This window comes from Paenibacillus sp. JQZ6Y-1 (assembly GCF_040719145.1).
Lineage (GTDB): Bacteria > Bacillota > Bacilli > Paenibacillales > Paenibacillaceae > Saccharibacillus > Saccharibacillus kandeliae.
The window spans coordinates 14,976-40,616 of sequence record NZ_JBFDUZ010000006.1 but is presented as its reverse complement, the minus strand read 5'-3'; the positions used below and the strand labels follow the sequence as shown (position 1 = coordinate 40,616).

The following is a 25,641-nucleotide window of genomic DNA, read 5'->3' as shown; positions in this document are numbered from 1 at the left end:
GCAGGCAGGCAAAACTGTTGACTTACCCTTACAACGTTTCATCAGGCATACATGATTTGCCCGGCACTACAACATTTGTCACAGGCTAAAAGGTTTGCCCACCCCTACAACGTTTCTCTAGACCCACAACAAAATCGTTTGTTAAGATGAACAGACGAAAGCGGAAGTCAGCCATTTGGCAGACTCCAATAGTGGGAGGATTCAGAACCAATGGTTGATGTGTATCAAAACCTGAAAGAAGGCGAACGTGGAGCATGGCTCAGTATTGTATCGTATCTGGTGCTATCCTCGTTTAAATTGATTCTTGGTTATTTGTTCCTGTCGAGCGCATTGCGCGCGGACGGAATGAATAATTTGACCGATATTGTAGCATCGATTGCTGTATTGATCGGATTGCGTATCGCGCGTAAACCGCCAGATTCGGATCATGCGTACGGGCATTTTCGTGCAGAGACGGTGGCGGCACTGATTGCGTCCCTCATTATGGCAATGGTCGGTATTCAAGTGTTGATCGACGCGGTAGGTTCACTATTCGGCGGTAGAGAACAAGCGCCGGAGCCGTGGCTGGCAGCAGTAGCGCTAGTTTGTGCAGCTGTCATGTACGGCGTATACCGTTACAATATGGCATTGGCGAAGCGGACGAACAGTCAGGCATTGATGGCAGCAGCCAAGGACAATTTGTCAGATGCAATGGTTAGTATTGGCGCAGCCGTTGGCATTATCGGTTCACAATTTGGCATGCCGTGGCTGGATGTGGTAGCAGCGCTGGTAGTCGGCTTGCTAATCTGCAAAACGGCATGGGATATTTTGCAGGAATCGATGCACCGACTGACCGATGGTTTTGATGAAAAGGAATTGCCAGAGCTGCGCGAAACGATTGCTTCGATTGAAGGGGTAGAACATATCAAGGACATCAAAGCACGCGTGAACGGCAGTCAGGTGCTAGTCGATGTAGTGATCGAAGTGGCACCAGAAATGTCCGTAAGCGATAGTCATGAGATTACAGATCGGGTTGAAGCGAAGATGGCGAACGTGCATAATATTCATTATGTACATGTGCACGTGGAGCCGAAGGATACCTGATTGGGGATACCGGCTCCTTTTGGCGAAAAGGAGGCCGTACGTTGAACCCGTCATCGCAACTTGATTCATCACCATCTCAGCAGCAATCTTCCGATTCTTCCCGTAAACAACGGAACCGACGGCGCTGGCTGATCGTACTGCTGGTGCTGATTCTGATATTCGGCGGCAGCGTTGCGCTGTTGTCATGGATGATTGCCCCGCAGCGTCAGCCAGGCTTGGCATATACCGGTCTGGATATGAAGGCGAAGATTATCGAGATGGTCAAGCAAAAGAAACCGGAGATTACCTTATCACCAGCGGAATTTAATGATTTGGCACGCGAGGAACTAATGGAGCGTGCTGCACGTTTTCCGGCAGGCATTACGATAACAGGTGCGGATTTTAGCTGGAAAGGCAATGTCGTACAGGCGGATGTACGAGGTAGTCTATGGGGGATACCATTTGGGGCATTGCTGGATTTTGATGCGGAGCGTCAGGGCAATGCGCTAGTATTGACACATACCCATACCACCGTCAAGCACGGTGCATTCAATTGGCCGCATTTGCAGCCGATTTCCATTTCATTAAACAAATATGTACCGGCGATTGTGGAAGTGAGCGACCTACAATTTGGTGATCAGCAACTCACGGTAACATTTAAACTGGATTTATTCACATTGCCTCGTTTATTATGGAGATAGCAGACAGACAGCAAGCGAAAAAAGCAACATGATCCTGTAAAGGAATCATCCTGCTTTTTTCGCTTTTTGTCGTGTATGAAAGTATCACGCTGCTATTGTCTTCCGATGAATGGAAGATGCACCGTTATCATCTAATAGGTTCGACGACGTCCGGTAAACAGGCTGACCACGAACAGGATCAGGAACAAGAAGAACAAGACTTTGGCAATAGTCGCTGCTGCTTCCACGATACCGAAGAAACCGAAGATGCCAGCTACGATGGCAACAATCAGAAAAATGATAGACCATTTCAACATGAGTTTCACCTTCTTTCGCAGTGGAATTGCCTGTATGTAGGCGCTTATCCATAAGCCAACGGGAATCAATCATGAACATATCTGATATGCAAATATGTTCATTTTGTCCTTGTTCCGTCAGCGGATCGTAATGTCACTTAACCTTGAATTTTCAGCTTGAAACAAGCAAGCAAAAACGTCGTCCATCCCGTCGTTTTTTGTTTCGGTGCCTGATCTGGCGGGTAGTGTATGAGTAACATAAAGGTGCATCACGAAATACATCGAAGACAGAAAATTTCTATCGTTGAAGGAGAGGACAGACATTATGATCATTAGTATCAGTGTCGCGATTATCGCGATCGCATTCGCAGTACTTGTAGTATTCTTGGTTAAACTTCTATTGGCAGCCAAAGATTCGCTGGATAACGTGTCCGCCACATTGAAGGATGTCCAGAAAACGGTGGAAGAACTCACCTATGAAGTGAAACAAACCGTCCGCAACGTCAACGATATTACGGCGAACGTTGAGCACAAGCTGAAACAGGTTGATCCGGTTGTCGATTCCGTCAACAATCTGGGTATTGTACTCAGCGAAGTAACAGAAACCGTCAAGGATCTGACGCTCAAAACAAAAGAAGTATCCGCAGGCTTTTTTGAAAAAGTGAAATTCGCTACTGGTGATACACACGAGCATGCAAGCAACGCACATGGCGTAGTAAAAGCGTCCACACCGGAAGATCGCACGCTGCAATCGTATGCTGCTACGTATGGTAAATCTGGCGCATGGGTAAACACTGTCGATATTATCGCCAACGTATGGCAACGTCTGCGCAAAGCGCAATCTCGTTAAGTCACACGGATTGTCTCTATTATTAATTGATTGAAACCTTCATGTTGTATTTAACCGGCAGAGCGAACCTTCTTTAGATGACTACGCTTTGCCGGTTGAATTATAGATGCAACAGACCTGTAACCCCGAATAGACAAACTGGTAACCAAGCAAGCGTTTGTATCGTTTATGATGTAGATAGAACGCTTCACAGAAGCAAGCCGAAGAAAGGGTGAGACGATGATTACTCTCATGATGCTACTCGCTGGAATATTGTCCCCTGACGCCGGTTATGATCAAGTATCTGCTGCTTCCGTACAGCCGGTTGCGACTGTACAGACCGCTCAATATGCTTCATCCACACCGGACGACACCGGTATTACGACTGCACAGGCTTCTATGCCAACTGTATCGAATGCCGTATATGAGGAGGACCACAACTATACGTACAGTACACTGAATGGTGTATCACTGGAAGATACTAAGGCGGATGTGATCCGTAAGCTTGGTAAGCCAGCTCACATTGCAGAGGACGTAAGCGGCTATACCGAATACCGCTACGATCATGTGACTGTAGGTATGCGCGATGGTCTGATCTATTATATTAGTGTGCCGGTACAAGCAGGTTCCATTGAACTGGATGGACAGCGTATTGCGCTGAACAAACAAGATATTACACATGCACTTGGAGAGCCGCAGTTTACCGCTGAGGATGGCCAAGGCTATAACAATGAATTTTATGCCTTTAAGGTATTTACCGATCCGAATACCGGAGACATTGTAAGTGCAGACATTTTTGATACATTATCTCAATAACGGGCTGCTATACCTGTTGTTTGCTGAAGAATAAGATAATTGTACAAATTTCGACGAAATATGTGTTTCGGATGATTGGAATCGGGTTAATATACTGAATGACCATTTTAAGTAACTTAAAAAGGGCTGGTGAACGAAGATTATGTCATCTACGAACGCAAAACCTTATGCAAAAGTTGTGGAAAATGGATTGCAAGCAGTAGAAGTAGTAAAAGAACTGCGCAGCACAGGCTACGGATTTGAAGAAGTCTATGTATTGGCTCATCAAAAGGACCGTACCGAAAAAATCGCTGAAACCGCCGATGCACAAGAAATTGGCATCAAGGAAGAAGGCGCATTTGATTCTCTCGCGAATCTGTTCCGCTCCCGTGGGGACGAACTTCGCTCCAAAATGACTTCCTTAGGCTTTACCAAGGAAGAAGCTGATTTCTACGAAGAAGAGCTCGACAAAAATAAAGTATTGGTTATCGCTCAGCATAAAGCCTGATGCATAACATGCCCGTTTTGCGGAAAGAGGTTGTATCAAACGCATATACCCATCGTCCCCGCAAGGGCCCAGAATGGTAGGGAATACACCTTCAACACCACCTGCTCGGTGGTGTTGAAGGTTTTTTGACGAGTTTTTGATACAGCTCCTTTTATCGCAAATTTTCGTGTATCCTAAAATAAAATCAATAATTCGACTGCGCGACATCCGTGTTGATGATAGGAATGAGGAGAAGATATGAATATATTAATCGTTGATGATAATCCGACGAATTTGATCATTATTCGAGAAATTCTGAAAAGAGAACAGTATACCAATCTGGTTACCGCTACGTCTGCCAGAGAGATGTTTGAAGCTCTCGGTCATGAGGAATCGGATGCTATTTTGCGTGCGAAAGCCAACACATTTGATCTGATCTTGCTTGATATGATGATGCCGGAGATGGATGGTATTCAGGCATGCCGGATTTTGCAGCAGCATGAAGTACTGCGCGATATTCCAGTCATTATGGTTACTGCGGTTGGCGATTCCAAAAAACTCGCGGAAGCACTGGATGCCGGTGCCGCCGATTATGTAACCAAGCCAATTAACAAAGTGGAGCTGATGGCGCGTATCCGTCTTGCGCTGCGTCTCAAGCATGAAAAAGACTGGCATAAAGAGCGCGACCAGCATATTCAGGATGAGCTGAAGCTAGCGAGTCTCGTACAGCATGCCGTACTTAGCACGCCGATTCAGGATGAACAATTTCAGATTGAAGCGCGGTACAAGCCTTCCTTTGAGCTGGCAGGGGATCTGTACGCTTGGTATCCGCTCGGTGAAGGTCGATATGGTATCATTTTGCTGGATATGATGGGGCATGGAATTTCTTCATCTCTGTTCTGTATGTTTATCGCTTCTGTACTCAAGGATACGGTCACTACATATGTGGAACCTGAAAAAGTTATTCAGGAGCTGAATCGTCGTTTTAATCAGCTGCATATTGAGAATCAATTGGTACAATATTATTTCACAGCGATCTATCTGGTGGTCGATACGAAATACAAACGGATTGATTATGTGAATGCTGGTCATCCGCCAGGCTTATTTTTTGCTGATAATGGCGATGTGACTCGATTGACAACGACCACATTCCCAGTAGGACTGTTTGATCGCATTGATGCAGAATCGAATAGCTTCCATTACGAAGGCGACGCTCATCTGGTGCTGTATACCGATGGTTTGCTGGAAGCAGTGGAAGGCGATCAGGAGACACAGCTGGAGTTTTTGATTAACGAATTGAAAAAAGGACATCATCTGGAAAATACAGCTGTAGAACAGGTGTTTTTCGACGACATCATACCTGCTGATCGAGACGACGACAAATGTCTGGTCTGGATTTCGCTACAGGAAGGGACGGACAGTGAATGAAACTAAGAACGAAGCTCGTTCTGGGGTTCAGTGCCATTATTATTATCTTAATGGCGCTGGGCTTTATTACGTATGATCGTATGAATTACATGAATGAACAGCTTGATAAGGTATATCAGGATCGTTATTTGAAAGTGCGCTATTCCACGGATGTACGTTCAGAGATGAACGTGATTGCACGCGAGATTGCCAACGTGCTGCTCAGTGCAACCTCACAGCCTACGCAGAGTCGTAGCATTATTGAAGAAAATATCGCAGACGGCAACAACAATCTCAAGCTGCTCAGCAGTGGCGCTGATACACCGGAAGAACGACAGCTGACTGCTACTGTTTCGTCCAATTGGCAGGCATATATTGAATATGCTCGCAAAGTGACCGATCTGCTGGAGCAGGATCAGATTGCCGCCGCTAACAATTATCGTACAACAAGTGGATTGCCTGCTCAGATCGGTCTGAACGACAGTCTGACCGTGCTATCCAACTATCAGGATACAACGATTGATCAGGAGATTCAGGCAGCCAACCTCGCCTATCAGAATTCGATTCGCATCACGACGTATGTGATGGCATTTGGTATTTTGCTAAGTCTGTTGGTTATGCTGTGGATCGTACCGAGCATTAGCCGTGGACTGGGAACGGTATCGACGATGATCAAGGGCTTTTCCGAAGAACGTTTTGGCGCTATTCGCCGCATCCGAGTTAAGTCCAAAGACGAGATCGGTGATGTGGCACGTGTATTTCAGAATATGGCTAACGATTTGCAGGAGAAGCGCAAGCTAGAGGAGCAATATCAGCAGGCGCAGGACGATCAATCGTGGCTGGATTCCAACACCGCTCGCATTACTGAATTGCTGCGGGGTGTCATTACACTTCAGCAGAGTGCGCAAACATTCCTTAATGAATTTGCGCCGCGTCTAGGTGCTCATTTTGGTAATCTCTATTTGCGTAGCCATGAAGCGCCCGACAAAATTATGCTGCTGTCCTCGTATGCGGCAGAGGGCGTATTGCCATCGCAAAAGGAATTACGCATTGGGGAAGGGCTGGCAGGGCAATGTGCTGCCGATATGAAGCCGATTGTACTGGACAATGTACCGGCGAATTATTTCCCAGTCAATTCTTCATTGGGTGCGAGTCAGCCGACTAGCATTATGATTTATCCGATTGTATTCGAGGATGAGCTGCTTGGCGTAATTGAGCTAGCATCGCTGCAAGGCTTCAATTCCTTGCAACGTCAGCTGCTGCAAATGCTGCTGCAAGACCTCGGTGTAATCATCAACAATATCAACCGTCGTCTGCATGTAGAGCAGCTGTTGCGTGAATCGCAGGCGCTGACCGAAGAACTGCAAAGCCAATCTGAGGAATTGCAGATGCAGCAAGAAGAACTGCGTCGTTCCAACGAGCGTTTGGAAGAGCAGACCGAGGAACTTAAGCGCTCCGAAGATCTGCTGCAACGTCAGCAACAGGATCTGGAGCATTTTAACAACGAACTGATCGCCAAGACACGCGAGCTGCAAGAGCAGGTACAGCATGTGGAGGAGCAAAACGAAGAGATCGAGCAGAGCAAGCATCAGTTGGAGCAACAAGCGATGCAACTTGCTGTAACAAGCAAATACAAATCCGAATTCCTAGCGAATATGTCGCATGAATTGCGTACACCGCTGAACAGTCTGCTTATTCTGTCGCAGCTGCTGACCGAGAACAAGGACGGCAATCTAACCAACAAGCAGATGGAATATGCTAGTACCATTTATATGTCCGGCGCCGATCTACTCAAGATGATCGACGAGATTCTGGATCTATCCAAAGTCGATGCTGGCAAAATGGAAATGAACCGCGAGACGATGCCAGTAAAAGTACTGGAATCGTTTGTAAATATGAACTTTGCGCCAGTAGCTGCTAAGAAAAATATTGATTTGCATATCAATGTTGGCGAAGGCGTACCAGAGTATCTCATTACGGACGAGCATCGGGTGAAGCAAGTGCTGCGCAATTTATTGTCCAATGCGTTCAAGTTTACTGAAAAAGGCTTTATTGAAGTGAATATCAGCGAATCGGATGGTAAGGAGTTGCCGGTATATCTGCGTAAGCAGGATGAGTATATTGCGGTTCGCGTGACGGATAGTGGAATCGGCATTCCACAGGATAAGCTGGATCTGATCTTTGAAGCATTCCAGCAGGTTGATGGCACTACCAGTCGTAAGTATGGTGGTACCGGACTTGGTCTGTCGATCAGCCGTGAGCTGGCACGTCTATTGGGCGGCGGCATTACCGTCAGCTCCGAGCACGGTAAAGGCAGTTCCTTTACCCTGTATCTGCCGAAGACGCTGCCGACAGCAGATGATCAGCCAGCGAACACATCTGGTACTTCAGTGGATCATGTGAGCGCATCGTATCTGCCGTCTGACTTTATGAGTCAGCAATTGCAAAATGGCAATACTGCTGCACGCAATCGCGAACTGGAGCAAGAAGAAAACAAAGTGATCGCAGCAACGGTTGCCGATGACCGCGATCATTTGAATAAAAGCGATAAGGTATTGCTGATCATTGAAGATGATCCGAACTTTGCCCGTATTCTGGTTGATATGGCACGCGGGCGCGGCTTCAAAGCTCTTGTGGCAATGCAAGGCGATACTGGGTTGCATATGGCGAAGACCTATGGACCAGATGCGATCATTCTCGATATTCAATTACCAGTAATGGATGGCTGGTCGATTTTGAGTGAGCTGAAGAGTAATGCGCAAACCCGTCATATTCCGGTGCATGTAATCTCTGTTATGGATGATGTGAAGCAGGGTCTAATGATGGGAGCAATCGCTTATTTGAAAAAACCAACCAGCAAGGACGCGCTAGAAAAAGCGTTCAATCATTTGCAAAGTTATACTCAGCTTGGTCTGAAGCAGCTATTGATCGTAGAGGACGACGAGATTCAGCGTAAATCCATTATTGAGCTGATTGGGCATGACGATGTAGAGATTACTGCTGTATCGACGGGTAGCGAAGCACTCGAAGAGCTGCACAGCAAGCGTTACGACTGTATGGTTCTCGATCTGATGCTGACCGATATGACTGGATTCGAGCTGCTGGATCGCATTCGTGATAACCAACAATTGCGCGATCTGCCGATCATTATTTATACCGGTAAAGAGCTGGATACAAAAGAAGAAACCCAGCTGCGCAAATATGCCGAGTCGATTATCGTTAAAGACGTGAAATCACCGGAACGCCTTCTGGATGAGACCACCTTGTTCTTGCATCGGGTAGAAGCCGATTTGCCGGAAGACAAACGCCGAATTCTGCAAAAGCTGCATAACAAGGAAACGCTGTTTGAAGGCAAGCGCATCCTGCTCGTGGATGATGATGTGCGCAACGTATTTGCTCTGTCCAGCGTGCTAGAAGGTTACCGGATGGATGTGACCTTTGCTGAGAACGGACGCGAAGCGGTGGAGATGGTGCAGCAGCAGGAATTTGATCTGGTGCTGATGGATATGATGATGCCGGAGATGGATGGATACGAGGCAATGCGCCTCATTCGCCAGATGCCAGAGCATGATAAACTGCCGATTATTGCACTCACCGCCAAAGCGATGAAGGATGATCGTTCCAAGTGTATTGAAGCTGGTGCATCCGATTATGTCAAAAAACCAGTTCAAACCGACCAACTTTTGTCACTTATGCGTGTTTGGTTGTATTCGTAAGTCATAAAAGTGGGTAAATGAAGTATAATGTAGATTGTTAAGCTAAGTAGACGATATGATGTGCATAACAATACAGAATCAACACAAGTGATAACTATACCTGAATGAATCGATAGATTACAGATAGAAGAGTTTACAGAATTGGGGCTGAAAAGAGAATGACACCAATCGATCATGAGCAAATACCAAATGGTTCCGAAGCGCCCCGGGCAGATAGTCAGATTACAACCAATCTCGCGGAACGTGAAAATATCGAAATTGATTTGCTACTGGAAGGCGTGCATCGACTGTACGGGTATGATTTTCGTAATTATGCCCGTGCCTCGCTGACACGTCGCATCTGGCATCATGTGCATTCGGAGAAGCTGTCTTCCGTATCAGCATTACAGGAAAGGGTGCTGCATGACCGCGCCTGTTTTGAACGGCTCGTGCAGAATCTGTCTATTCCTGTGACTGAGATGTTCCGTGATCCACAACTGTTTCGTATGTTCCGTGAACAGGTTGTTCCGCTGCTGCGCACGTATCCGTATATTCGGATCTGGCATGCAGGCTGCTCTACTGGTGAAGAGGTATACTCGATGGCGATTTTGCTTCATGAAGAAGGGTTACTCGATAAGGCTCGGATTTATGCGACCGATATGAACGACCGCTCCTTGAAGCAGGCGCGGGAAGGCGTATTCGGCATTGATCGTATGCAACTGTACACGAAAAATTATCTGGAAGCTGGCGGTACCCGTTCGTTTTCAGAATATTATACTGCTCGTTATCAGTCGGTTATCTTTCAGCCATTTTTGCGTAAGCATATTATTTTTGCAGAGCATAATCTGGCGACCGACCGTTCCTTTAACGAATTTAATGTTATTTTCTGCCGAAATGTAATGATTTATTTTGACGATAAACTGCGTGAGCGGGTGCATGGATTGTTCCATGAGAGTCTGAGCCGTTTTGGTATTCTGGTGCTCGGTTCCAAAGAATCCATGCAGTTTACGGGATACAGCGATAGCTACGAGCCGCTGGACCGCATTGAAAAGGTATACCGGAAAATTAACTAGAGAATGTAGGGGGATTCCATGAGGTTTCATGAACCGATTCACATCTTACTTGTAGATGATCGACCTGAAAACTTACTCGCCCTGGAAGCCGTCCTTGAAAGCGAACGCTATAATCTTGTCAAAGCGACCTCTGGTGAAGAGGCGCTTCGCTGTTTGCTCAAGGACGAATTTGCTGTGATTATCCTGGATGTACAGATGCCGGGCATGGATGGTATCGAGACTGCCAAATTGATCAAAGCCCGCGAGAAGACGAAGGAAATACCGATCATCTTCATTTCTGCCAACAGTAAGGAAGCCGAGCATCTGTTTGCTGGTTATTCTGCCGGAGCGATCGATTATATGGTCAAACCGTTTATTCCGCAAATTCTCAAATCCAAGATCGAAGGATTTGTGAATATGTATCTGACGAACAAGCGTCATAAAACCCAGTCGATGCTGTTGCAGCAGAAAACGCTGGAACTGGAAAAGATGAATCAAGAACTGATTCGGGCGAAGGAAGACGCAGAGATTGCTGCCAAAGCCAAAACCGAATTTCTAGCGATGATGAGTCATGAAATCCGTACACCGATGAATGGTGTCATCGGTATGATTGATTTGCTGATGGAAACCGATCTACATCCTGAACAAAAAGGCTATGCCGAGATTATCCGCAGCAGCGCGGATACCCTTGTCATGGTCATTAATGATATTTTGGACTTTACCAAGATGGAATCAGGCAAAATGGAACTGGAAGAACATCCATTCACATTGGAATCGTGCATTTCCGAAGTGTTCAGTCTGTTCTCGGTAGAAGCTAGCAAAAAAAATCTGGAGCTTGTTTATCGACTGAGTGACGATATTCCAAGCTATCTGTTCGGCGATATGGCGCGACTGCGTCAAGTGCTGATCAATCTGACTGCCAATGCGATCAAATTTACCGAGCAAGGCGGCGTATATTTGGAAGTACAGCGCAAACGCCAGCTTGACGGTAGATTGGAACTGGAATTCAAAGTAAAGGATACTGGAATCGGTATTGCACAAGAGAAACGCGAGCAGCTATTCCAGCCATTCTCCCAATTGGATTCGTCCATGACTCGCAAATATGGCGGCACTGGGCTTGGACTTGCCATCTGCAAAAATCTGGTGCAGATGATGGGCGGCGATATTTATCTGGATTGCAATGAAATGGATCTACAACACGGCGCCATTTTTGCTTTCAATATTATGGTCGGTGAGTACGTGATGGAAGAATTGGAACCCGGCATTGTAGAGGAAGGAACTTCAAATTTGCTCCACCCGAGGACGACGAACCCCCAGATTCTGATCGTGGATGATCATCCGATTAACCAGAAATTAATGGTCAGCATGCTCGGCAGACTCGGGTATCAATGCGAAACAGCAGAAGATGGAGCCGAAGCGATTCGGATGGCGGATGCCAAAATGTACGATTACATTTTCATGGATGTGCAGATGCCTAATATTGATGGATTAGAAGCGACGCGCAGTATTCGTGAATTACAAACGGGTGAGCATACCGTAATTGTTGCGATGACCGCCGATGTGATGGAAGGCATTAAGGCACGCTGCTTTGCTGCCGGTATGGATGATTATATTAGCAAGCCAGTTAAAATGGTCAGTGTGAAAAATATACTGGAACGCTACTCGGCGGAAATCTCACGCTTTGAAGTCAAAAAAACAGTATACTGAATAGGTAATGACGTTTGCCCCATAGCAAGCGCGATGGATTGCTGGTAAGCTGGTGATGTGAAAGGCGTACCTGTAAGAGGTCGCGTTTTTGCCTTTATAGTTGTTATGACAACCAATTTTTGTGTCTTTAGCTATTTGCTGGAAAGCCACTTACCAACCGAATGGAATATATTGGTTGTTTCAGCGCTTCTTCGGTTGGGTTATTAGTAAAGAAACCATTGTTCAGGGGAGAATGTCTATGAATACTAACAAAAACGAGAAATTCAATGCTGTAACCGAGATGGACGAGAGTGCATGCACCGTATTTTTAAGCGGGGAAATGGATCTTTCGGTCGCACCTGATTTTCGTCTGGTTATGGAACCTTTGGTCGGTAACGCAGACCAAGATTTAATCGTAAATATGAAGGATCTGAAATACATCGACAGTACCGGTATCGGTATTTTACTTTCCATCCTCAAAGCCCGTCACGGTATGAACGCAAGCTTTGCCGTTGAAGAAGTTCCTCCACAAATTCAAAGGCTGTTTGAAATGACCGGTATCGCCAAGTTTTTTGCCCCTCAGGAGAACTCCCACTAGGAAAGGATCGAACATAGCATGAAAGCAGATACTCAAAAGGTAATCCTTAATCTGCCCGCCACAGCAGAATTTGTAGATGTGGTACGCTTGAACCTGTACGGAATTGCTTCAAAAATGGGTTTTTCCTACGAAGATATTGAAGATATGAAGGTCGCTGTCTCCGAAGCATGTAATAACTCGGTTTTGTATGCTTACGGACAAGATGGCGGTCATATTGACGTTATTTTTGAAATTGGTGAAGAAACGCTGTCGATTATCGTCGAAGACGAAGGGGAGAGCTTTGAGACGGTAACTGATACAGCAGATCAGTCCACCCTGCATGACAAAGAACTGAGCGATGTTCAAATCGGCGGATTGGGCTTTTATCTGATGCAGGCGTTGATGGATGATGTCAGCATTGAGAATGTGTCTGGTCAAGGAACACGCGTGACCATGTCCAAAAGCCTTGCTCGAAGCGAGGAAAGAGTATGAGTGAAAAAGTGACTCCCCCTGCATCCATGGACGAGGCAATCGGCCTGATCTGGGAGTATCAACAAACAAAGGACAACGATATTGCAACCGTACTGATCAAAAAGTACGAGCCGATGGTCAAAATGGCCGCGGGCAAAATCGCACGTAACCGTCCTGACCTGTATGAAGACCTGTATCAGGTTGGTCAGATGGCGCTTATTCGTCTTTTGCAGCAGTATGATATTTCCTTGGGGATTCCTTTTGAACCGTATGCCATGAAGAGTATGATCGGGCACATGAAAAACTTTTTGCGCGATAAATCATGGTACATACAGGTTCCGCGCCGTATTAAGGAAAAGGGTGCCCTAGTTCAGCAAGCGATTGACGAACTGACCGTTAAGCTGGAGCGTTCGCCAAGTGTACGCGAGATCGCCGGATTCTTGGATCTGTCCGAAGAGGAAACGATCGAAGTACTGGCAGGACGCGAATGCTATCATTATGTATCCTTGGATTCCCCGTTGTCGCAAGAGGAAAGTGCTGCGACATTGGGTGAGCTGATCAGCGCGGACGTGAACGATTACGATGCCGTCGAGAAACGAATGGATCTACAGCAGGCGCTTAGTCAGCTGAAAGAGCAAGAGCAGAAAGTCTTGCTGCTCGCGTTCCAAGAAGGTCAATCCCAGCGTGCAATTGCACAAAAGCTGGGCGTTTCACAGATGAGTGTATCACGTATTCAGAAGCGGGCAACCGAAAAGCTGAAGCAGATTATGTCCAATGCTTCATCCTCAGGATAAAGCCGATGTATCGTTCCATTTCATATGTATCATTGTCGAGTAGGCAATGCAGTAGGGTATGCTGATTCTTCCATTACGGAATGAAGCAGCATACCTTTTTTGATAGGGATGCCACACGTAAAGGAAGGCAAAAAAAGAGGCGGATTATTTTCCGCCGGAGCCTTGAGAGGTATTCACATAGTTGAGTAGCTCGCTAATGTAATCGCCGATCACCGGCAGGTTAAAGCTTACTAGCAGGGATAACAGATAACCAAGTAATGCCAGAATGACGATCGTTCCCAGTGATAGACCGAGACCGCGCGCTGCGCCAGCGACAAAGTTGGTTAAGATGCGCTTTTTGACACTGCTATAATTTTCGATAATATCCTTGATCTCCGCTTTGTCGAGTGCGGCAGTCAATTGATCCAGACGCTCATTCAAACGATGGACCTCATGCCTTAATTCAAAAGGATGCTCGCGAATGGCATCGGGGGCGGTGGTGACCTGTGGTGGGTTAGGTGATAATTCCTTATTGTCTTTGTCAGCCATATCGTTTCCTCGCTTTCGCGTGATTTGGGATGCACCGGGCATAAAAATAGCCGACTACAATGAGCCGGCTATGTGAATATTTCGGTTAGATGACTGCTTAGATCTTCGGCGTTGTGGACGAAGAAGGCGTAGTAGACGATGTGGAACCAGGTTTGCTGGTACCTGTTGTACTACTGCCAGCAGAGTTATTTTGAGCCAGCGGCTTTGCATCTTCTTTTACATTGTCGGAAGCTTTGCTTACTTCTTTGCTGATGTCATCTTTTGCATCTTTGATGTCTTCAGCAATGTTTTTGGAAGCTTCAGCTACGTGTTTGACAATGTTGTCTTTCGCGTCAGCTTGCTCTGGTGTAGGTGTTGTTGCTTCTTTAACTTTACCAGTCAGCTCAGTAGCTTTGGATGCTACGGTCTGAGCGATTTCAGTTGCTTTGTTGCCGACTACGCCAGCCAGTTCAACAGTTTTATCGCTGATCAGACCAGCTGCTTGAGCCGTTTGATCGGATACCGTACCGTAAACGTTTTTCGTTTTCTCACCGGCAACCGTTAATTTGTCGGAGATGTCACTGCGCAGTTCGCGTCCAGGCTTTGGCGAGAACAGCAATGCTGCAGCCGCACCGATCAGACCTCCGATAAATACGCCTTTAATAAATGTAGAACTGCTTTGTGCTGGGTACTCTTTTTCTGCTTCATTCATGAACAATCACTCCTTGAATTAGTATAAAGTGCACAGTTTAGCATACAAATCTCCCCGTCAGGAAGATTCAGCCATATCATATCAAGTGAAGCTTTCTGAGGAGTAAAAACATAGTGAGAGTTTAGCTTACGAAAGTATGGCTATATTTAAGCCTAGTATGGAATCAAGCTGCTCTTCGTAGCAGTCTGGAAACCAATCCAAGCAAAAAAACAAAGATCGCAGTACCAAGGATGGCAGGAATCACGGCGAAATCGCCAATAACCGGGCCAAAGTTACCAAATAACAGAGCACCCAGCCACGCGCCGACAAAACCGGCAATCGCTGCACCGATAATACCGCCAGGCATTTCATCACCTGCTAAGGCATTGCCGATGACACCAATAATGATGGCTAGAATCAGACTGATAATAATTCCCCACATACGAACGCCTCCTTTTCCAGTAAGATGGCCTTGCACCGGATGAGGTAAAGGCAGGTTAGCAATAGAACGGGAATCCAGTCACGCCGCTACAAGATAAAGCCGGATAACTGATTCGGTCTTACTTCGTATATAAACCCCGTTCATATCGCGTGAAACATTAAGAGCCACTGCCCATTAGCGGGACGGATGTTACCGTGGGCGCCGCTTTTCCCATACAGTCAGGCAGTAAGCACAGGCAGTTAGCCAGAGGGCACCGCTGAAAAAGCCAGCCAGTACATCGGTTGGATAATGCACACCGAGATAAATGCGTGTTGTACCAATAATGACAATGAGGCAAATGCCGCATACGATTGCGGGCCACATCGATTTTCCCTGCCGCTTGCGATAATGTGCCCACATAAAGAATAACATACCGTACATTGCAGCCGCGATCGTGGCATGGCCGCTTGGGAAGCTGTAACCCGATGCAGGTGTCCAGAATTCCAGCTCAGGACGCGGACGCATAAAGTGCGCTTTGAGCATCGTATTCAATTGCCATGCACCAGCTGTCGTAATGACCAGCATTAGGGCTTCACGATGCTGCTGCCGACTGATCATTAGTGCCGTAACGCCCAATGCCACGAATACAGTCGGATAAAACGAGCCGAGATACGTAAAGAACAGCATAATACTGCGTAGCGGTTCTCCGTGATATTCACGCAGATCGCGCTGGAAGTCATTTTCCCAAATATGGATATTCACGCCGAATATTGCTTGGATGATCCAGATTGCCGCTTCCAGCAGCAAGAAGGAACCAATCGCGCCGCCAACCAGTATCAGAATCATCAATAGCCACATGGGAATAGGGGAACGGTGCCCGGATGTACCGGAAGCAGGTCGTGTTGAAATGGTCATCGCCTTCTTTCACTTTAAAATCAATTCATTAAAATCAACGAACAGATCGTCCATACCGACATATACTATGAATCAGCAAGCGGTATGTCCCGATCTACGATTGTAATCGTTATGTTAAATATAACCGCAGTCCGACGTCTGAACCTTGTTAGCTGCAAACAAATCGTGAACGCTTCTGCTATCATCATTGGATAGCAAAGATAATCAAAGCAGAGAGGGCAAAACAAGGCACTCTAATAGAATAAAGCCCGCCACCGTCGAAACGGAAGCGGGCTTTACAGGCGGCATTACTTGTTGCGCAGACGTCCAAGCTCGGAGACGAGGGCTTCCACTTCGCTAATGCTCAGATTCGGTTTGTTCATCACAATGTCGTACACATCATGAATATCTTCATATTGATCCAGCGAAAAAGCAGAGGCCTGCATAGCTGCACCACTTGCCATACGCAGCTTGGTTTTAATGCCTTCAATCATAATGCTCAGATTTTCAGGCGTTTTTTGAGACAGATCCATAATATAGTGTGCTCCTTCATTTTCGCAAATAACTGATTTTGTTGTATTGTATCATGGATATGGAGTAGGAACCAACATTTTGCGGTAACTAGAGTCATAGGTTAAAATGACAGAAAATACGATCAACAGAATGAAGGGAATCTACCATTATATGATTAATCGCCGTTCAAGCCTGCTGCCTTACGATCAGCAGAACCGACGTAATGTAAATATGGATGGCATGGTGCAATTTTTTCGAATGATTCACAGCAGACATGCGCTTGATCAACTTGCCTTCGTTTGCATCGGTACCGATCGCTCCACCGGCGACGCGCTCGGTCCATTGACTGGAAGTGGTTTGGAAGCATACGGCATTCCTCATGTGGTCGGCACAATGGAGCATCCCTGCGATGCTCATAACTTGCACATACGCATTCCACAGATTGCCGAGCATCTGACCATTGTCGCTATCGACGCATGCCTTGGACAACAACGCTCCGTTGGATTATATAGTATCGGCGAAGAACCATTGTTCCCCGCACTGTCCGTGGGCGGTCAATTTCCGGGTGTCGGCACGTATAGCATCGCTGCCATTGTGAATGAGAACGGACCTAAGCCTTATGTAACTCTGCAAACGACATCGCTGCACCGGGTTATGAATATGTCCAACGATATTGTACAAGCCGCCATACGCGGACTGGGATTGCACCACGCCAATTAGTGTGGGTGTGTTCCACTTATTGGATGTTATGATTTTTTGTGGACGATGTATAGATGTATATAGGAAATGAAACGTAGGATTGGAACATACCATCTTACCCCATTATAGGAGGAATCTATTATGAGCAACCTATCACCTCAATCCAACCCATCTTTGCTACATTATACCGATTCCGGCAAAGGTACACCTGTTGTCCTGCTGCACGGCTTTTTCGGAAGCTCCGCGTATTGGGACGAAGTAGTTCCTTTACTGAATTCACATGTTCGCTGCATCGTACCTGATCTGCGTGGACACGGACGCAGTCTGGCACCAGAAGGCAGCTATCGAATCGAACAAATGGCAGAAGACATTATTGCTTTACTAGATCATTTGGAGTTAGATCAAGCCGTCGTACTGGGACATTCCATGGGTGGCTATATCGCACTTGCACTGGCAGAACAACATAGCGACCGTCTGCAAGCATGGGGACTGATCCACTCCACTGCGCACGAAGATACACCCGAAGCCAAGGAAAAACGCCTGCAAGCCGTATCCAAAATCAACAGCGATGGAGTAGCTACCTTTGTCGATGGCTTCGTTGAAGGTCTGTTTGCCCCATCTTCGCTAGAGCAGCTCCCACAAGCGGTGCAAAAAGCGCGCGAAATCGGCTACAACACACCACCCCAAGGTGGCTGCGGCGCCGCTCTCGCCATGCGTGAACGTCCAGATCGTAGGCAGGTCCTATCATCATCGACTCTACCTATTCTATTAGTTGCTGGCGAACACGACCAACTCATCCCAGCCGAACGACTATTCACAGCCCAAGGCACCAACATCACCACCGCCACCATCCCAACCGTCGGTCACATGAGCCTATTAGAAGCACCCGACCAACTGGCGGAAATTATCATCTCATTTACACAGAAACAATAATCAAAAATATACGGATTACGACTACATCCAACCAAAAGCAGTAATACAACAAGTCCAACCAAAACAATCATCAATACACACAATAAGTGCAAATTTATACCATCTGATCATTTCATACTAACAATACACAGCATCCCATTACGGAAATTGCATATCCGCCAACCATCCATTATAGTTAAGCAACAAATCATATGAATACATTTTTATATCTAAGTAAAGCAATACGATATATTAAAAGTACTTCAACTACTACTCCACCCAGAGACAAGGTAAACCCGCATCATGCACCGGCACAGAGCGAAGGAAAGGAAATAAGGGATAAGTGCGACCTTGGAGGGGGGAGAATCTACAATTATCACCTTATCCGTAGATTCTCCCCCCTCCACCGGAGCCACGTTCCCTTATTCCTTTCCGAAGCAGTGTCCCAGCAAATATTGCATTTACCCCATCTCATCCAATCTAAAGGCGGGATACACAATGTTCAGAAAAGATTACCTCATGGGCATGATCGAAGACATGACCACCATGATTGCCAAAGCATTTGGACTCAAGGAACAAAAAAAATATACCGAAGCACTATGGGAAACCGACGATCTTATGCGTAAAAATTTTCGTTTAAATAGTGAACTGGTCAATCGGATGCCAGCCGAGGAGATCGTCGAAATGTTCCGCGTCGGTGCAACCGTAGAAGTCGATCAGCTGCAAGGGCTGGCGCGTATGGTTAGCGTCGAAGCGGATATTTACGATGCCGCTGGAAATGAAGACGAAGCCGTCGTCCGCCGGATCAAGGCGCTCAATCTGTTCCTATATAGCGCCGTAAACCAAGCAGACCGCAACCTGTTAGACTATCCCGCACAGATCGATGGTCTATTGGATGCACTCGAAGAATACGTGCTGCCAGCCGCAGTTGAGAAATTGATGGTGGAATATGAGCAGCAGGAAGGCTATTATGATAATGCGGCAGATGCCGTGCGCCGTCTAGTGGAACTGGATGCCGCCGAAGGCAAGCAGGTCGGTCATGACTTTTACGTCAGCATGCAGGTGAAGACTGACGAGGAGCTGGAAGCGGGCGGATTGAGCCGTGCCGAAGTCGAAGACGGGTTGGTCCGTTTTCAAAATTGAACAAATGGAAAGTGAGATGTACGCAATGGAGTCACTCCACAAATTGATTCACCAACTAACTGAAAGCGGAGAACTGATCTCAGCAACATTGAGTCAGCGCCGCAAGCGTGACCCGGAGGCGTTTACGAAAGTGGTCGTCAAGCCGGTAGAATTGAAAAAGCAGCTGTTCTACCAGTTTGCCTATCATTACAGCAATAAGGTTACTCATGACAATGTACCGGCTGCCGAAGCCGCACGTCCGCTGATGGAGCTGTTTGAACAGCATTTACGTCAGGGGCTGCTTTGCACGCCCGAAGCCGATTATCAAATATTGATCAGCAAAAAGTACAAAGTATCTATTTTGACCAAAACCGCCACCAAAACGGTCGCTGACCTGAACCATAATCGTAAAAAGCGTTATATTTTAGACGAAGGCGAGCCAGTGCCATTTTTGGTAGAGCTGGGCATTATGAACGCCGATGGCAAAGTACTGGCGAAGAAGTACGATAAATTCCGTCAGATCAACCGCTTTTTGGAGATGGTGCAGGATATTTTGCCTGCGCTGCCAGAAGGTCGCGAGCTGACGATTGTTGATTTTGGCTGTGGGAAGTCGTATCTGACCTTTGCCCTGTATCACTATCTGAATATTCAGCAGCGTCGTCCGCTCAATATCGTCGGTCTGGATCTGAAAGCGGATGTGATTCAGCATTGTAGCCAGCTCGCTGAGAAGCTGAACTATGATCATCTGCGCTTCCTTGTCGGCGATATTGCCGATTACGATGAGCTGGATCAAGTCGATATGGTCGTTACGCTGCATGCGTGCGATACTGCGACCGATGCCGCATTGGAAAAAGCAGTACGCTGGGGCGCTTCTGCCATTCTGAGTGTACCGTGCTGTCAGCATGAATTGTTTAGCCAAGTGCAGAATGATGCACTCAGCCCGCTGCTATCGCATGGCATTTTAAAAGAGCGCTTTTCCGCCCTTGCTACCGATGCCATTCGCGCCAAGCTGCTTGATCTAATGGGATACCGTACGCAGCTGCTCGAATTCATTGATATGGAGCATACGCCCAAAAACATTCTAATTCGTGCAGTCAAAGGCTCCGCTGGTGAGATTCCTGTGATGTGGCAAGAATACACCGTATTCCGTAACATGCTGCAAGCCGCTCCGTATTTGGAACATGCCTGCCGTGATCTGTTGCCGCAGGAAGCTGGAGCAACGTCCAACTGATTCGTCAACTGCTGTATTCAAACAGAGTTCATAATGATCATCTATACTGCAATAAGCCGGCGTTGCCACCGCGCACTCGCCCGGCTTATTTGCATATGTCGTTGTTCAACCGAGTAGGTGTGGAATCGCGCAGCTTTTGTCTGTGTAATTGCTTGTAAAGTAGCTGCATGACAGGTGGTGTGCTAGAATATGTAAGGACATCATGAGCAGGGCTGTACGCGTGGACATACATACGCTCGGATATAGAGAAGAGTACACATATACAAGGAGGATTGGTGGAGATTATTTCCAATATTATTGCCCAATTATTGCATATGGTGGAGCAGCTCGGTTATTTCGGCATTATGCTCGGCCTGATGATTGAAGTGATTCCAAGTGAGATTGTGCTAGCTTACGGTGGATATTTGGTTCATATCGGCAGCATCAACTATTTTGGTGCCGTACTGTTCGGAACGGTTGGCGGTGTGCTGGCGCAGCTGTTCATCTACTGGATTGGACGCTATGGTGGACGTCCCGTGCTGGACAAATATGGAAAATACATTTTGATCAAAAAAAGCCATATCGACCATGCGGAAGAATGGTTTAACAAATACGGTACGGGTGTTATTTTTACCGCCCGCTTTATTCCGGTTGTACGCCACGCTATTTCCATTCCAGCCGGTATTGCCAAAATGTCGCATATGCGTTTTATTTTGCTGACAACGATGGCGGTGATTCCGTGGTCGGCATTGTTCGTTTACCTCGGTATGGTGCTGGGCAGCCAGTGGGAGAATATCGACGAAATCGCCGGCAAATACACAACACCGATATTAATTGTGGCTGTTGTGCTGTTAGCAGGCTACCTTCTGGTTAAAATGAAGATGAAGAAAAAATAATCTGCATTTCGAAAGGCGGCTGACTTCATGAGCAAACGCAATCTGGCAGACAAATGGGAACAAGGTATTACACCTCAGCAATTTATGGATGGGATGACCAAGAACAAAGAAACATTTCACGATAACTACCAGCTGTTCAACTGGACGGATTTGGATGATCATGAATTTTTCAAATTGCTGAATCAACGTGATGATCTACGCTCCTTGATCGTAGCAGCAGATTGGTGCGGGGATGTAGTACGCAATATTCCTGTCGTATTCCGTGCATTTGAAGAAGGCGGCATTCCGACCAAAGTGTTGATCATGGAGGAACATCTTGATGTCATCGATGAGTATTTGACGATGGGCGGGCGTTCGATTCCGGTTGTGATCATTACCGATACTGGCGGTCATGTGCTTGGTCAATGGGGACCTCGTCCACAGCATGTACAGGAGCTAATGGTGCAATTCCGTGAGGAGAACCCTGATCGTGAAGCGCCGGATTATAAGGATAAAATGGCAGTCGTGCGTCAGCATATGATGGATCGTTATGGTGAAGGCTCTGCTTCCCATGCGATGGTGATCCGCGAACTGCATGAATTATTGTCAGGAGTGTGAGTAATCGTGTTTAAAGTCGAAACCTTTTCCCTCGGTCCACTGCAGACGAATGCGTATCTGCTGATCAACGAGGAGAGTAAGCAGGCGGTTGTAATTGATCCGGGCATGAATCCGGGTTCGCTCATTCGCCGTATACAGACGCTAGGTGTGCAGCCGGAGGCAATTTTACTGACTCATGCTCATTTTGATCATATGGGCGGTGTCGAAGAAATGCGTCAGCATTTTGATTGTCCAGTCTATCTGCATGATCTAGAAGCGGAATGGATGACCAATGGCAAGCTGAACGGTTCAGCGAATTGGCCACAGGTAACGCCGCCGATTACGGCAGAGCCTGCGGAGTATGCGCTGGATGAAGGGCAAAAGCTGGAGCTAATCGGTCATACGTTTGCCGTATATCATACGCCGGGGCATTCACCGGGCAGCGTGAGCTTCCTGAGTGGCAAAGATTTGTTCTCTGGTGATGTGTTGTTCCGCATGGGTGTAGGACGTACCGATTTGACTGGTGGCAGCGAGCGCCAGCTGGTGGATTCGATTCGGACCAAGCTGTATACGTTTGCCGATGATGTGACCGTATACCCTGGACATGGACCACGCACGACAATTGGGATTGAGAAAGCAGGCAACCCTTACGTACCTGCGTAATGTCGCGATTGTCATAAAACGATAATTTTCGACATAAAAATATGGAATATCTATTGCCATATGAGCAATTATGAATATAATAAATATATGCACGAGCACGCAGACCGCATGATTATCACGGTTCGCGTGCTTTCTTTCTATCCTTTTTCCATATTTTATTGAAAATTAGGCATCCTAAGCCGATAAAACATCGTATAATCATATGACACCAATCGACGTGCATATTCGTAAAAGAGACATATACTATTTTAGCAAGAGGATTTGGATGTAACTTTCATGATAGAAGTGGACACTACTTACTTTTTGTAGTAGGATGTACAAATAAGTAGATACAGCTAGGGGGAGATAAACGATGCTACACCTCGGAGAAAAAGTCGTAGTGGTCGCTGATACCTTTGAGCAAAATCTGCCTGTGGGCGATTACGGATATATCATCGCATATGACCGCAATCCTGATAATGCCTTCGATTATGTCGTTCGCATTCCTAAAGCAAACCGTAACTTCTTCGTACCGGCTGTGGATATTGAGCCAGAAGAAAAGCTGCTGCAACAGGAAGCGGAACGAGTCGGACGCGAGGCACTGATCGATTATGCTCTGGCGACACATAATGAACAATTGTTTTTCCATGTAATGAATGGTGGAGAGCTTCCAGTCCCAGAAGAACCATTAACTGATAAAAGCGCACAGGCTGATTTCGTGAAACAGATCAATCTGCGCGCTTGGATTTAAAAGAGTCGGCTAAGCCGACTCTTTTTTTGTATGCTTCGCTTTAACGGATTGAATTGTACCAGCATGTACCCTATAATGAAAAAAGTTATTTCCGACCGCACCCAGAACCGATTTATCTGGCAAACGGCGGCGGATGAACGGTATAGCATCAGAGGAGGATGGCATATGAGCATCAATATTCAAGATGTGGAACACGTGGCACGTTTGGCACGTCTCGACTTAAGCGAAGAGGAAAAGGAAATGTTTACAGCGCAATTGAGCGCCATTTTAAAATACGCGGAAAAGCTAAATGAGCTGGATACCGACAATGTGGAGCCAACGACCCACGTGCTTCACGTCAGCAATGTTATGCGTGACGATGAAGTGAAGGAAAGCCTGCCAATTGAAAAGGTACTGCGGAACGCACCAGACGACGAAGATGGACAGTTCAAAGTTCCTGCCGTATTGGAATAGGCGTACAATCAAGCTGCGGATACAGAATTAAAGGAGGACATGCAAGTGACTTTATTTGACCTCAGTCTGAATGAAATACATAACCGGCTCCATGCCGGCGATCTGTCTGTAACCGATCTGGTGCAGCAGGCATTTCAGACCATTAACGAACGTGATGACAAAATCCAAGCGTATCTGACGCTGGACGAAGAGGGTGCGACCCGTCAGGCGAAGACGCTGGACGAGAAGCTAGCATCCGGCGGCGAGCGCGGACTGTTGTTTGGTCTGCCAGTCGGTGTGAAAGATAACATCGTAACGGAAGGGCTGCGCACGACATGTGCAAGTCAATTTTTACGTAATTATGATCCGATCTATAACGCAACCGTGGTGGAGAAATTGCAAGCAGCGGATTCCGTTACGCTGGGCAAGCTCAATATGGACGAATTTGCTATGGGCGGATCCAATGAGAACTCTAGCTTTATGCCTGTACGTAACCCGTGGAGTCTAGATCATGTACCAGGCGGCTCTAGCGGCGGATCGGCAGCGGCAGTTGCTGCGGGCGAAGCTTACTTCACACTCGGTTCGGACACCGGTGGCTCGATTCGTCAGCCAGCATCGTATTGCGGTGTCGTTGGACTGAAGCCGACCTATGGTCTGGTTTCCCGTTTCGGTCTGGTTGCCTTCGCATCATCGCTGGATCAGATCGGTCCAATCACCAAAAATGTAGAAGATTCCGCTTATGTGCTGCAAGCTATTGCAGGCTACGATGCCAAAGACTCAACGTCGGCAAATGTGGATATTCCTGACTATATCAGTTCCCTGACCGGAGACATCAAAGGTCTGAAAATCGCTGTACCATCCGAGTACATTGGTGAAGGCGTGGATCCGGCAATCAAGCAATCCATTATGGACTCGCTTAAAGTGCTGGAAGGACTCGGCGCAGAATGGGAAGAAGTATCCCTGCCATACACGGAGTATGCTGTAGCGACGTACTACCTGCTTGCTTCGTCGGAAGCATCATCCAATTTGGCGCGCTTTGATGGCGTACGTTATGGCGTGCGTGCCGACAATCCGGGCAATCTGCTGGAACTGTATCACCAGTCCCGTAGTCAAGGCTTCGGACCGGAAGTGAAACGTCGCATCATGCTTGGTACGTATGCGCTCAGCTCCGGTTATTATGACGCGTACTACCTCAAAGCACAAAAGGTTCGTACCCTGATCAAACAGGACTTTGACAATGTATTTGCCAAATACGATGTAATCATCGGACCAGCTGCACCAACAACCGCCTTCAAACTCGGTTCGCAGGTAGATGATCCATTGACGATGTACCTGAACGACATTCTGACCATTCCGGTCAGCCTGGCAGGCGTACCAGCAATCAGCGTTCCATGCGGATTCGTATCTGGATTGCCGGTCGGCATGCAAATTATCGGCAAAGCCTTTGATGAACAGACGGTTTTGCGTGTGGCGCATGCGTTTGAACAACATACCGATTTTCACAAGCAGCGTCCACAGCTGTAACCCTATCTGAACAAGGAGGA

Annotated in this window: 28 protein-coding genes; 22 read left to right on the top strand and 6 right to left on the bottom strand. The window is 46.9% G+C overall.

The annotated features are described in order from the left end of the window. The first annotated feature begins 210 nt into the window (after positions 1-210). Positions 211-1,083, top strand: a complete 873-nt coding sequence (locus tag ABXR35_RS21760) for a cation diffusion facilitator family transporter (protein ID WP_367064167.1) — start codon at positions 211-213, stop codon at positions 1,081-1,083. Positions 1,084-1,124: 41 nt separating this feature from the next. Beyond that, on the top strand, positions 1,125-1,763 hold the full coding sequence (locus ABXR35_RS21755; RefSeq protein WP_367064166.1) for a hypothetical protein: 639 nt from the start codon (positions 1,125-1,127) through the stop codon (positions 1,761-1,763). Between the two features lie 131 nt (positions 1,764-1,894). Here ABXR35_RS21755 and ABXR35_RS21750 read toward each other — a convergent pair whose 3' ends face one another. Further along, positions 1,895-2,059, bottom strand: coding sequence for a DUF1328 domain-containing protein (locus tag ABXR35_RS21750; protein ID WP_367064165.1), 165 nt, complete (start codon positions 2,057-2,059; stop codon positions 1,895-1,897). Positions 2,060-2,363: 304 nt separating this feature from the next. On the opposite strand from ABXR35_RS21750, the gene ABXR35_RS21745 reads away from it, so the two are divergent. The 10 genes from ABXR35_RS21745 (at position 2,364) to ABXR35_RS21700 (ending at position 13,831) form a co-directional block, all read left to right on the top strand. Then, positions 2,364-2,888, top strand: a complete 525-nt coding sequence (locus ABXR35_RS21745; protein ID WP_367064164.1) for a DUF948 domain-containing protein — start codon at positions 2,364-2,366, stop codon at positions 2,886-2,888. Between the two features lie 219 nt (positions 2,889-3,107). Further along, positions 3,108-3,683 (top strand): hypothetical protein, encoded by a 576-nt coding sequence (locus ABXR35_RS21740; RefSeq protein WP_367064163.1) that lies wholly within the window; start codon positions 3,108-3,110, stop codon positions 3,681-3,683. A 142-nt stretch (positions 3,684-3,825) separates the two neighbouring features. Further along, positions 3,826-4,170 (top strand): YflT domain-containing protein, encoded by a 345-nt coding sequence (locus ABXR35_RS21735; protein ID WP_367064162.1) that lies wholly within the window; start codon positions 3,826-3,828, stop codon positions 4,168-4,170. Positions 4,171-4,407: 237 nt separating this feature from the next. Beyond that, positions 4,408-5,577 carry a PP2C family protein-serine/threonine phosphatase gene (locus ABXR35_RS21730; protein ID WP_367064161.1) on the top strand — a complete coding sequence of 390 codons (1,170 nt, stop codon included), beginning with the start codon at positions 4,408-4,410 and terminating at the stop codon, positions 5,575-5,577. Further along, on the top strand, positions 5,574-9,272 hold the full coding sequence (locus tag ABXR35_RS21725; RefSeq protein ID WP_367064160.1) for a response regulator: 3,699 nt from the start codon (positions 5,574-5,576) through the stop codon (positions 9,270-9,272). Before ABXR35_RS21730 ends, ABXR35_RS21725 begins: the two co-directional genes overlap by 4 nt. A gap of 158 nt (positions 9,273-9,430) precedes the next feature. After that, positions 9,431-10,324: a CheR family methyltransferase gene (locus ABXR35_RS21720; protein ID WP_367064159.1), complete on the top strand. Its 894-nt coding sequence runs from the start codon at positions 9,431-9,433 to the stop codon at positions 10,322-10,324. An 18-nt stretch (positions 10,325-10,342) separates the two neighbouring features. Continuing rightward, positions 10,343-12,010: a response regulator gene (locus ABXR35_RS21715; RefSeq protein ID WP_367064158.1), complete on the top strand. Its 1,668-nt coding sequence runs from the start codon at positions 10,343-10,345 to the stop codon at positions 12,008-12,010. 238 nt (positions 12,011-12,248) lie between these two features. After that, entirely contained in the window at positions 12,249-12,587 is a 339-nt protein-coding gene (locus tag ABXR35_RS21710) for an STAS domain-containing protein (RefSeq protein ID WP_367064157.1), read from the top strand. An 18-nt stretch (positions 12,588-12,605) separates the two neighbouring features. Then, on the top strand, positions 12,606-13,058 hold the full coding sequence (gene rsbW / locus ABXR35_RS21705; RefSeq protein WP_367064156.1) for an anti-sigma B factor RsbW: 453 nt from the start codon (positions 12,606-12,608) through the stop codon (positions 13,056-13,058). Next, a complete protein-coding gene (locus ABXR35_RS21700) occupies positions 13,055-13,831 on the top strand; it encodes a sigma-70 family RNA polymerase sigma factor (protein WP_367064155.1) in 777 nt (258 codons plus the stop codon). The genes rsbW and ABXR35_RS21700 overlap by 4 nt, the downstream gene beginning before the upstream one ends. A 144-nt stretch (positions 13,832-13,975) precedes the next feature. On the opposite strand, the gene ABXR35_RS21695 is transcribed toward ABXR35_RS21700, so the two are convergent. From ABXR35_RS21695 to ABXR35_RS21675, 5 genes are all read right to left on the bottom strand, one after another. Further along, positions 13,976-14,359, bottom strand: coding sequence for a DUF5665 domain-containing protein (locus ABXR35_RS21695; protein WP_367064154.1), 384 nt, complete (start codon positions 14,357-14,359; stop codon positions 13,976-13,978). A 97-nt stretch (positions 14,360-14,456) separates the two neighbouring features. Beyond that, complete coding sequence (locus ABXR35_RS21690) at positions 14,457-15,050, bottom strand: YtxH domain-containing protein (RefSeq protein WP_367064153.1); 594 nt, start codon at positions 15,048-15,050, stop codon at positions 14,457-14,459. Positions 15,051-15,213: 163 nt separating this feature from the next. Then, positions 15,214-15,471, bottom strand: coding sequence for a GlsB/YeaQ/YmgE family stress response membrane protein (locus ABXR35_RS21685; RefSeq protein ID WP_367064152.1), 258 nt, complete (start codon positions 15,469-15,471; stop codon positions 15,214-15,216). 189 nt (positions 15,472-15,660) lie between these two features. Next, entirely contained in the window at positions 15,661-16,365 is a 705-nt protein-coding gene (locus ABXR35_RS21680; protein ID WP_367064151.1) for a phosphatase PAP2 family protein, read from the bottom strand. A gap of 287 nt (positions 16,366-16,652) precedes the next feature. Further along, the gene (locus ABXR35_RS21675; RefSeq protein WP_367064150.1) at positions 16,653-16,877 is read right to left on the bottom strand and encodes a DUF1128 domain-containing protein; all 225 of its coding nucleotides are present in this window, start codon (positions 16,875-16,877) and stop codon (positions 16,653-16,655) included. A gap of 151 nt (positions 16,878-17,028) precedes the next feature. Between ABXR35_RS21675 and yyaC the strand changes: the two genes are divergently transcribed. The 10 genes from yyaC (at position 17,029) to gatA (ending at position 25,621) form a co-directional block, all read left to right on the top strand. Beyond that, the gene (gene yyaC, locus ABXR35_RS21670) at positions 17,029-17,577 is read left to right on the top strand and encodes a spore protease YyaC (protein ID WP_367064149.1); all 549 of its coding nucleotides are present in this window, start codon (positions 17,029-17,031) and stop codon (positions 17,575-17,577) included. Between the two features lie 120 nt (positions 17,578-17,697). Then, on the top strand, positions 17,698-18,489 hold the full coding sequence (locus tag ABXR35_RS21665; RefSeq protein ID WP_367064148.1) for an alpha/beta fold hydrolase: 792 nt from the start codon (positions 17,698-17,700) through the stop codon (positions 18,487-18,489). A 477-nt stretch (positions 18,490-18,966) separates the two neighbouring features. Next, positions 18,967-19,611: a DUF6483 family protein gene (locus ABXR35_RS21660; protein WP_367064147.1), complete on the top strand. Its 645-nt coding sequence runs from the start codon at positions 18,967-18,969 to the stop codon at positions 19,609-19,611. A 16-nt stretch (positions 19,612-19,627) separates the two neighbouring features. Beyond that, positions 19,628-20,821: a class I SAM-dependent methyltransferase gene (locus ABXR35_RS21655; protein ID WP_367064275.1), complete on the top strand. Its 1,194-nt coding sequence runs from the start codon at positions 19,628-19,630 to the stop codon at positions 20,819-20,821. Between the two features lie 275 nt (positions 20,822-21,096). Next, the gene (uptA, locus tag ABXR35_RS21650; RefSeq protein WP_367064145.1) at positions 21,097-21,696 is read left to right on the top strand and encodes an undecaprenyl phosphate transporter UptA; all 600 of its coding nucleotides are present in this window, start codon (positions 21,097-21,099) and stop codon (positions 21,694-21,696) included. A gap of 27 nt (positions 21,697-21,723) precedes the next feature. Next, positions 21,724-22,293 (top strand): thioredoxin family protein, encoded by a 570-nt coding sequence (locus ABXR35_RS21645; protein ID WP_367064144.1) that lies wholly within the window; start codon positions 21,724-21,726, stop codon positions 22,291-22,293. A 6-nt stretch (positions 22,294-22,299) separates the two neighbouring features. Then, on the top strand, positions 22,300-22,935 hold the full coding sequence (locus ABXR35_RS21640; protein WP_436669401.1) for an MBL fold metallo-hydrolase: 636 nt from the start codon (positions 22,300-22,302) through the stop codon (positions 22,933-22,935). A 352-nt stretch (positions 22,936-23,287) separates the two neighbouring features. Beyond that, positions 23,288-23,665: an ATPase gene (locus ABXR35_RS21635; protein ID WP_367064143.1), complete on the top strand. Its 378-nt coding sequence runs from the start codon at positions 23,288-23,290 to the stop codon at positions 23,663-23,665. A 165-nt stretch (positions 23,666-23,830) separates the two neighbouring features. After that, positions 23,831-24,118: an Asp-tRNA(Asn)/Glu-tRNA(Gln) amidotransferase subunit GatC gene (gatC, locus tag ABXR35_RS21630; protein ID WP_367064142.1), complete on the top strand. Its 288-nt coding sequence runs from the start codon at positions 23,831-23,833 to the stop codon at positions 24,116-24,118. A 45-nt stretch (positions 24,119-24,163) separates the two neighbouring features. Beyond that, a complete protein-coding gene (gene gatA / locus ABXR35_RS21625) occupies positions 24,164-25,621 on the top strand; it encodes an Asp-tRNA(Asn)/Glu-tRNA(Gln) amidotransferase subunit GatA (RefSeq protein WP_367064141.1) in 1,458 nt (485 codons plus the stop codon). Positions 25,622-25,641 lie beyond the last annotated feature (20 nt).

Excerpts from the sequence above, each read along its gene's own strand:
- ABXR35_RS21760 (WP_367064167.1), top strand. The coding sequence starts at position 211 with ATGGTTGATGTGTATCAAAACCTGAAAGAAGGCGAACGTGGAGCATGG.
- ABXR35_RS21750 (WP_367064165.1), bottom strand. The coding sequence starts at position 2,059 with ATGTTGAAATGGTCTATCATTTTTCTGATTGTTGCCATCGTAGCTGGC.
- ABXR35_RS21745 (WP_367064164.1), top strand. The coding sequence starts at position 2,364 with ATGATCATTAGTATCAGTGTCGCGATTATCGCGATCGCATTCGCAGTA.
- ABXR35_RS21740 (WP_367064163.1), top strand. The coding sequence starts at position 3,108 with ATGATTACTCTCATGATGCTACTCGCTGGAATATTGTCCCCTGACGCC.
- ABXR35_RS21735 (WP_367064162.1), top strand. The coding sequence starts at position 3,826 with ATGTCATCTACGAACGCAAAACCTTATGCAAAAGTTGTGGAAAATGGA.
- ABXR35_RS21730 (WP_367064161.1), top strand. The coding sequence starts at position 4,408 with ATGAATATATTAATCGTTGATGATAATCCGACGAATTTGATCATTATT.
- ABXR35_RS21725 (WP_367064160.1), top strand. The coding sequence starts at position 5,574 with ATGAAACTAAGAACGAAGCTCGTTCTGGGGTTCAGTGCCATTATTATT.
- ABXR35_RS21720 (WP_367064159.1), top strand. The coding sequence starts at position 9,431 with ATGACACCAATCGATCATGAGCAAATACCAAATGGTTCCGAAGCGCCC.
- ABXR35_RS21715 (WP_367064158.1), top strand. The coding sequence starts at position 10,343 with ATGAGGTTTCATGAACCGATTCACATCTTACTTGTAGATGATCGACCT.
- ABXR35_RS21710 (WP_367064157.1), top strand. The coding sequence starts at position 12,249 with ATGAATACTAACAAAAACGAGAAATTCAATGCTGTAACCGAGATGGAC.
- rsbW (WP_367064156.1), top strand. The coding sequence starts at position 12,606 with ATGAAAGCAGATACTCAAAAGGTAATCCTTAATCTGCCCGCCACAGCA.
- ABXR35_RS21700 (WP_367064155.1), top strand. The coding sequence starts at position 13,055 with ATGAGTGAAAAAGTGACTCCCCCTGCATCCATGGACGAGGCAATCGGC.
- ABXR35_RS21695 (WP_367064154.1), bottom strand. The coding sequence starts at position 14,359 with ATGGCTGACAAAGACAATAAGGAATTATCACCTAACCCACCACAGGTC.
- ABXR35_RS21690 (WP_367064153.1), bottom strand. The coding sequence starts at position 15,050 with ATGAATGAAGCAGAAAAAGAGTACCCAGCACAAAGCAGTTCTACATTT.
- ABXR35_RS21685 (WP_367064152.1), bottom strand. The coding sequence starts at position 15,471 with ATGTGGGGAATTATTATCAGTCTGATTCTAGCCATCATTATTGGTGTC.
- ABXR35_RS21680 (WP_367064151.1), bottom strand. The coding sequence starts at position 16,365 with ATGACCATTTCAACACGACCTGCTTCCGGTACATCCGGGCACCGTTCC.
- ABXR35_RS21675 (WP_367064150.1), bottom strand. The coding sequence starts at position 16,877 with ATGGATCTGTCTCAAAAAACGCCTGAAAATCTGAGCATTATGATTGAA.
- yyaC (WP_367064149.1), top strand. The coding sequence starts at position 17,029 with ATGATTAATCGCCGTTCAAGCCTGCTGCCTTACGATCAGCAGAACCGA.
- ABXR35_RS21665 (WP_367064148.1), top strand. The coding sequence starts at position 17,698 with ATGAGCAACCTATCACCTCAATCCAACCCATCTTTGCTACATTATACC.
- ABXR35_RS21660 (WP_367064147.1), top strand. The coding sequence starts at position 18,967 with ATGTTCAGAAAAGATTACCTCATGGGCATGATCGAAGACATGACCACC.
- ABXR35_RS21655 (WP_367064275.1), top strand. The coding sequence starts at position 19,628 with ATGTACGCAATGGAGTCACTCCACAAATTGATTCACCAACTAACTGAA.
- ABXR35_RS21645 (WP_367064144.1), top strand. The coding sequence starts at position 21,724 with ATGAGCAAACGCAATCTGGCAGACAAATGGGAACAAGGTATTACACCT.
- ABXR35_RS21635 (WP_367064143.1), top strand. The coding sequence starts at position 23,288 with ATGCTACACCTCGGAGAAAAAGTCGTAGTGGTCGCTGATACCTTTGAG.
- gatC (WP_367064142.1), top strand. The coding sequence starts at position 23,831 with ATGAGCATCAATATTCAAGATGTGGAACACGTGGCACGTTTGGCACGT.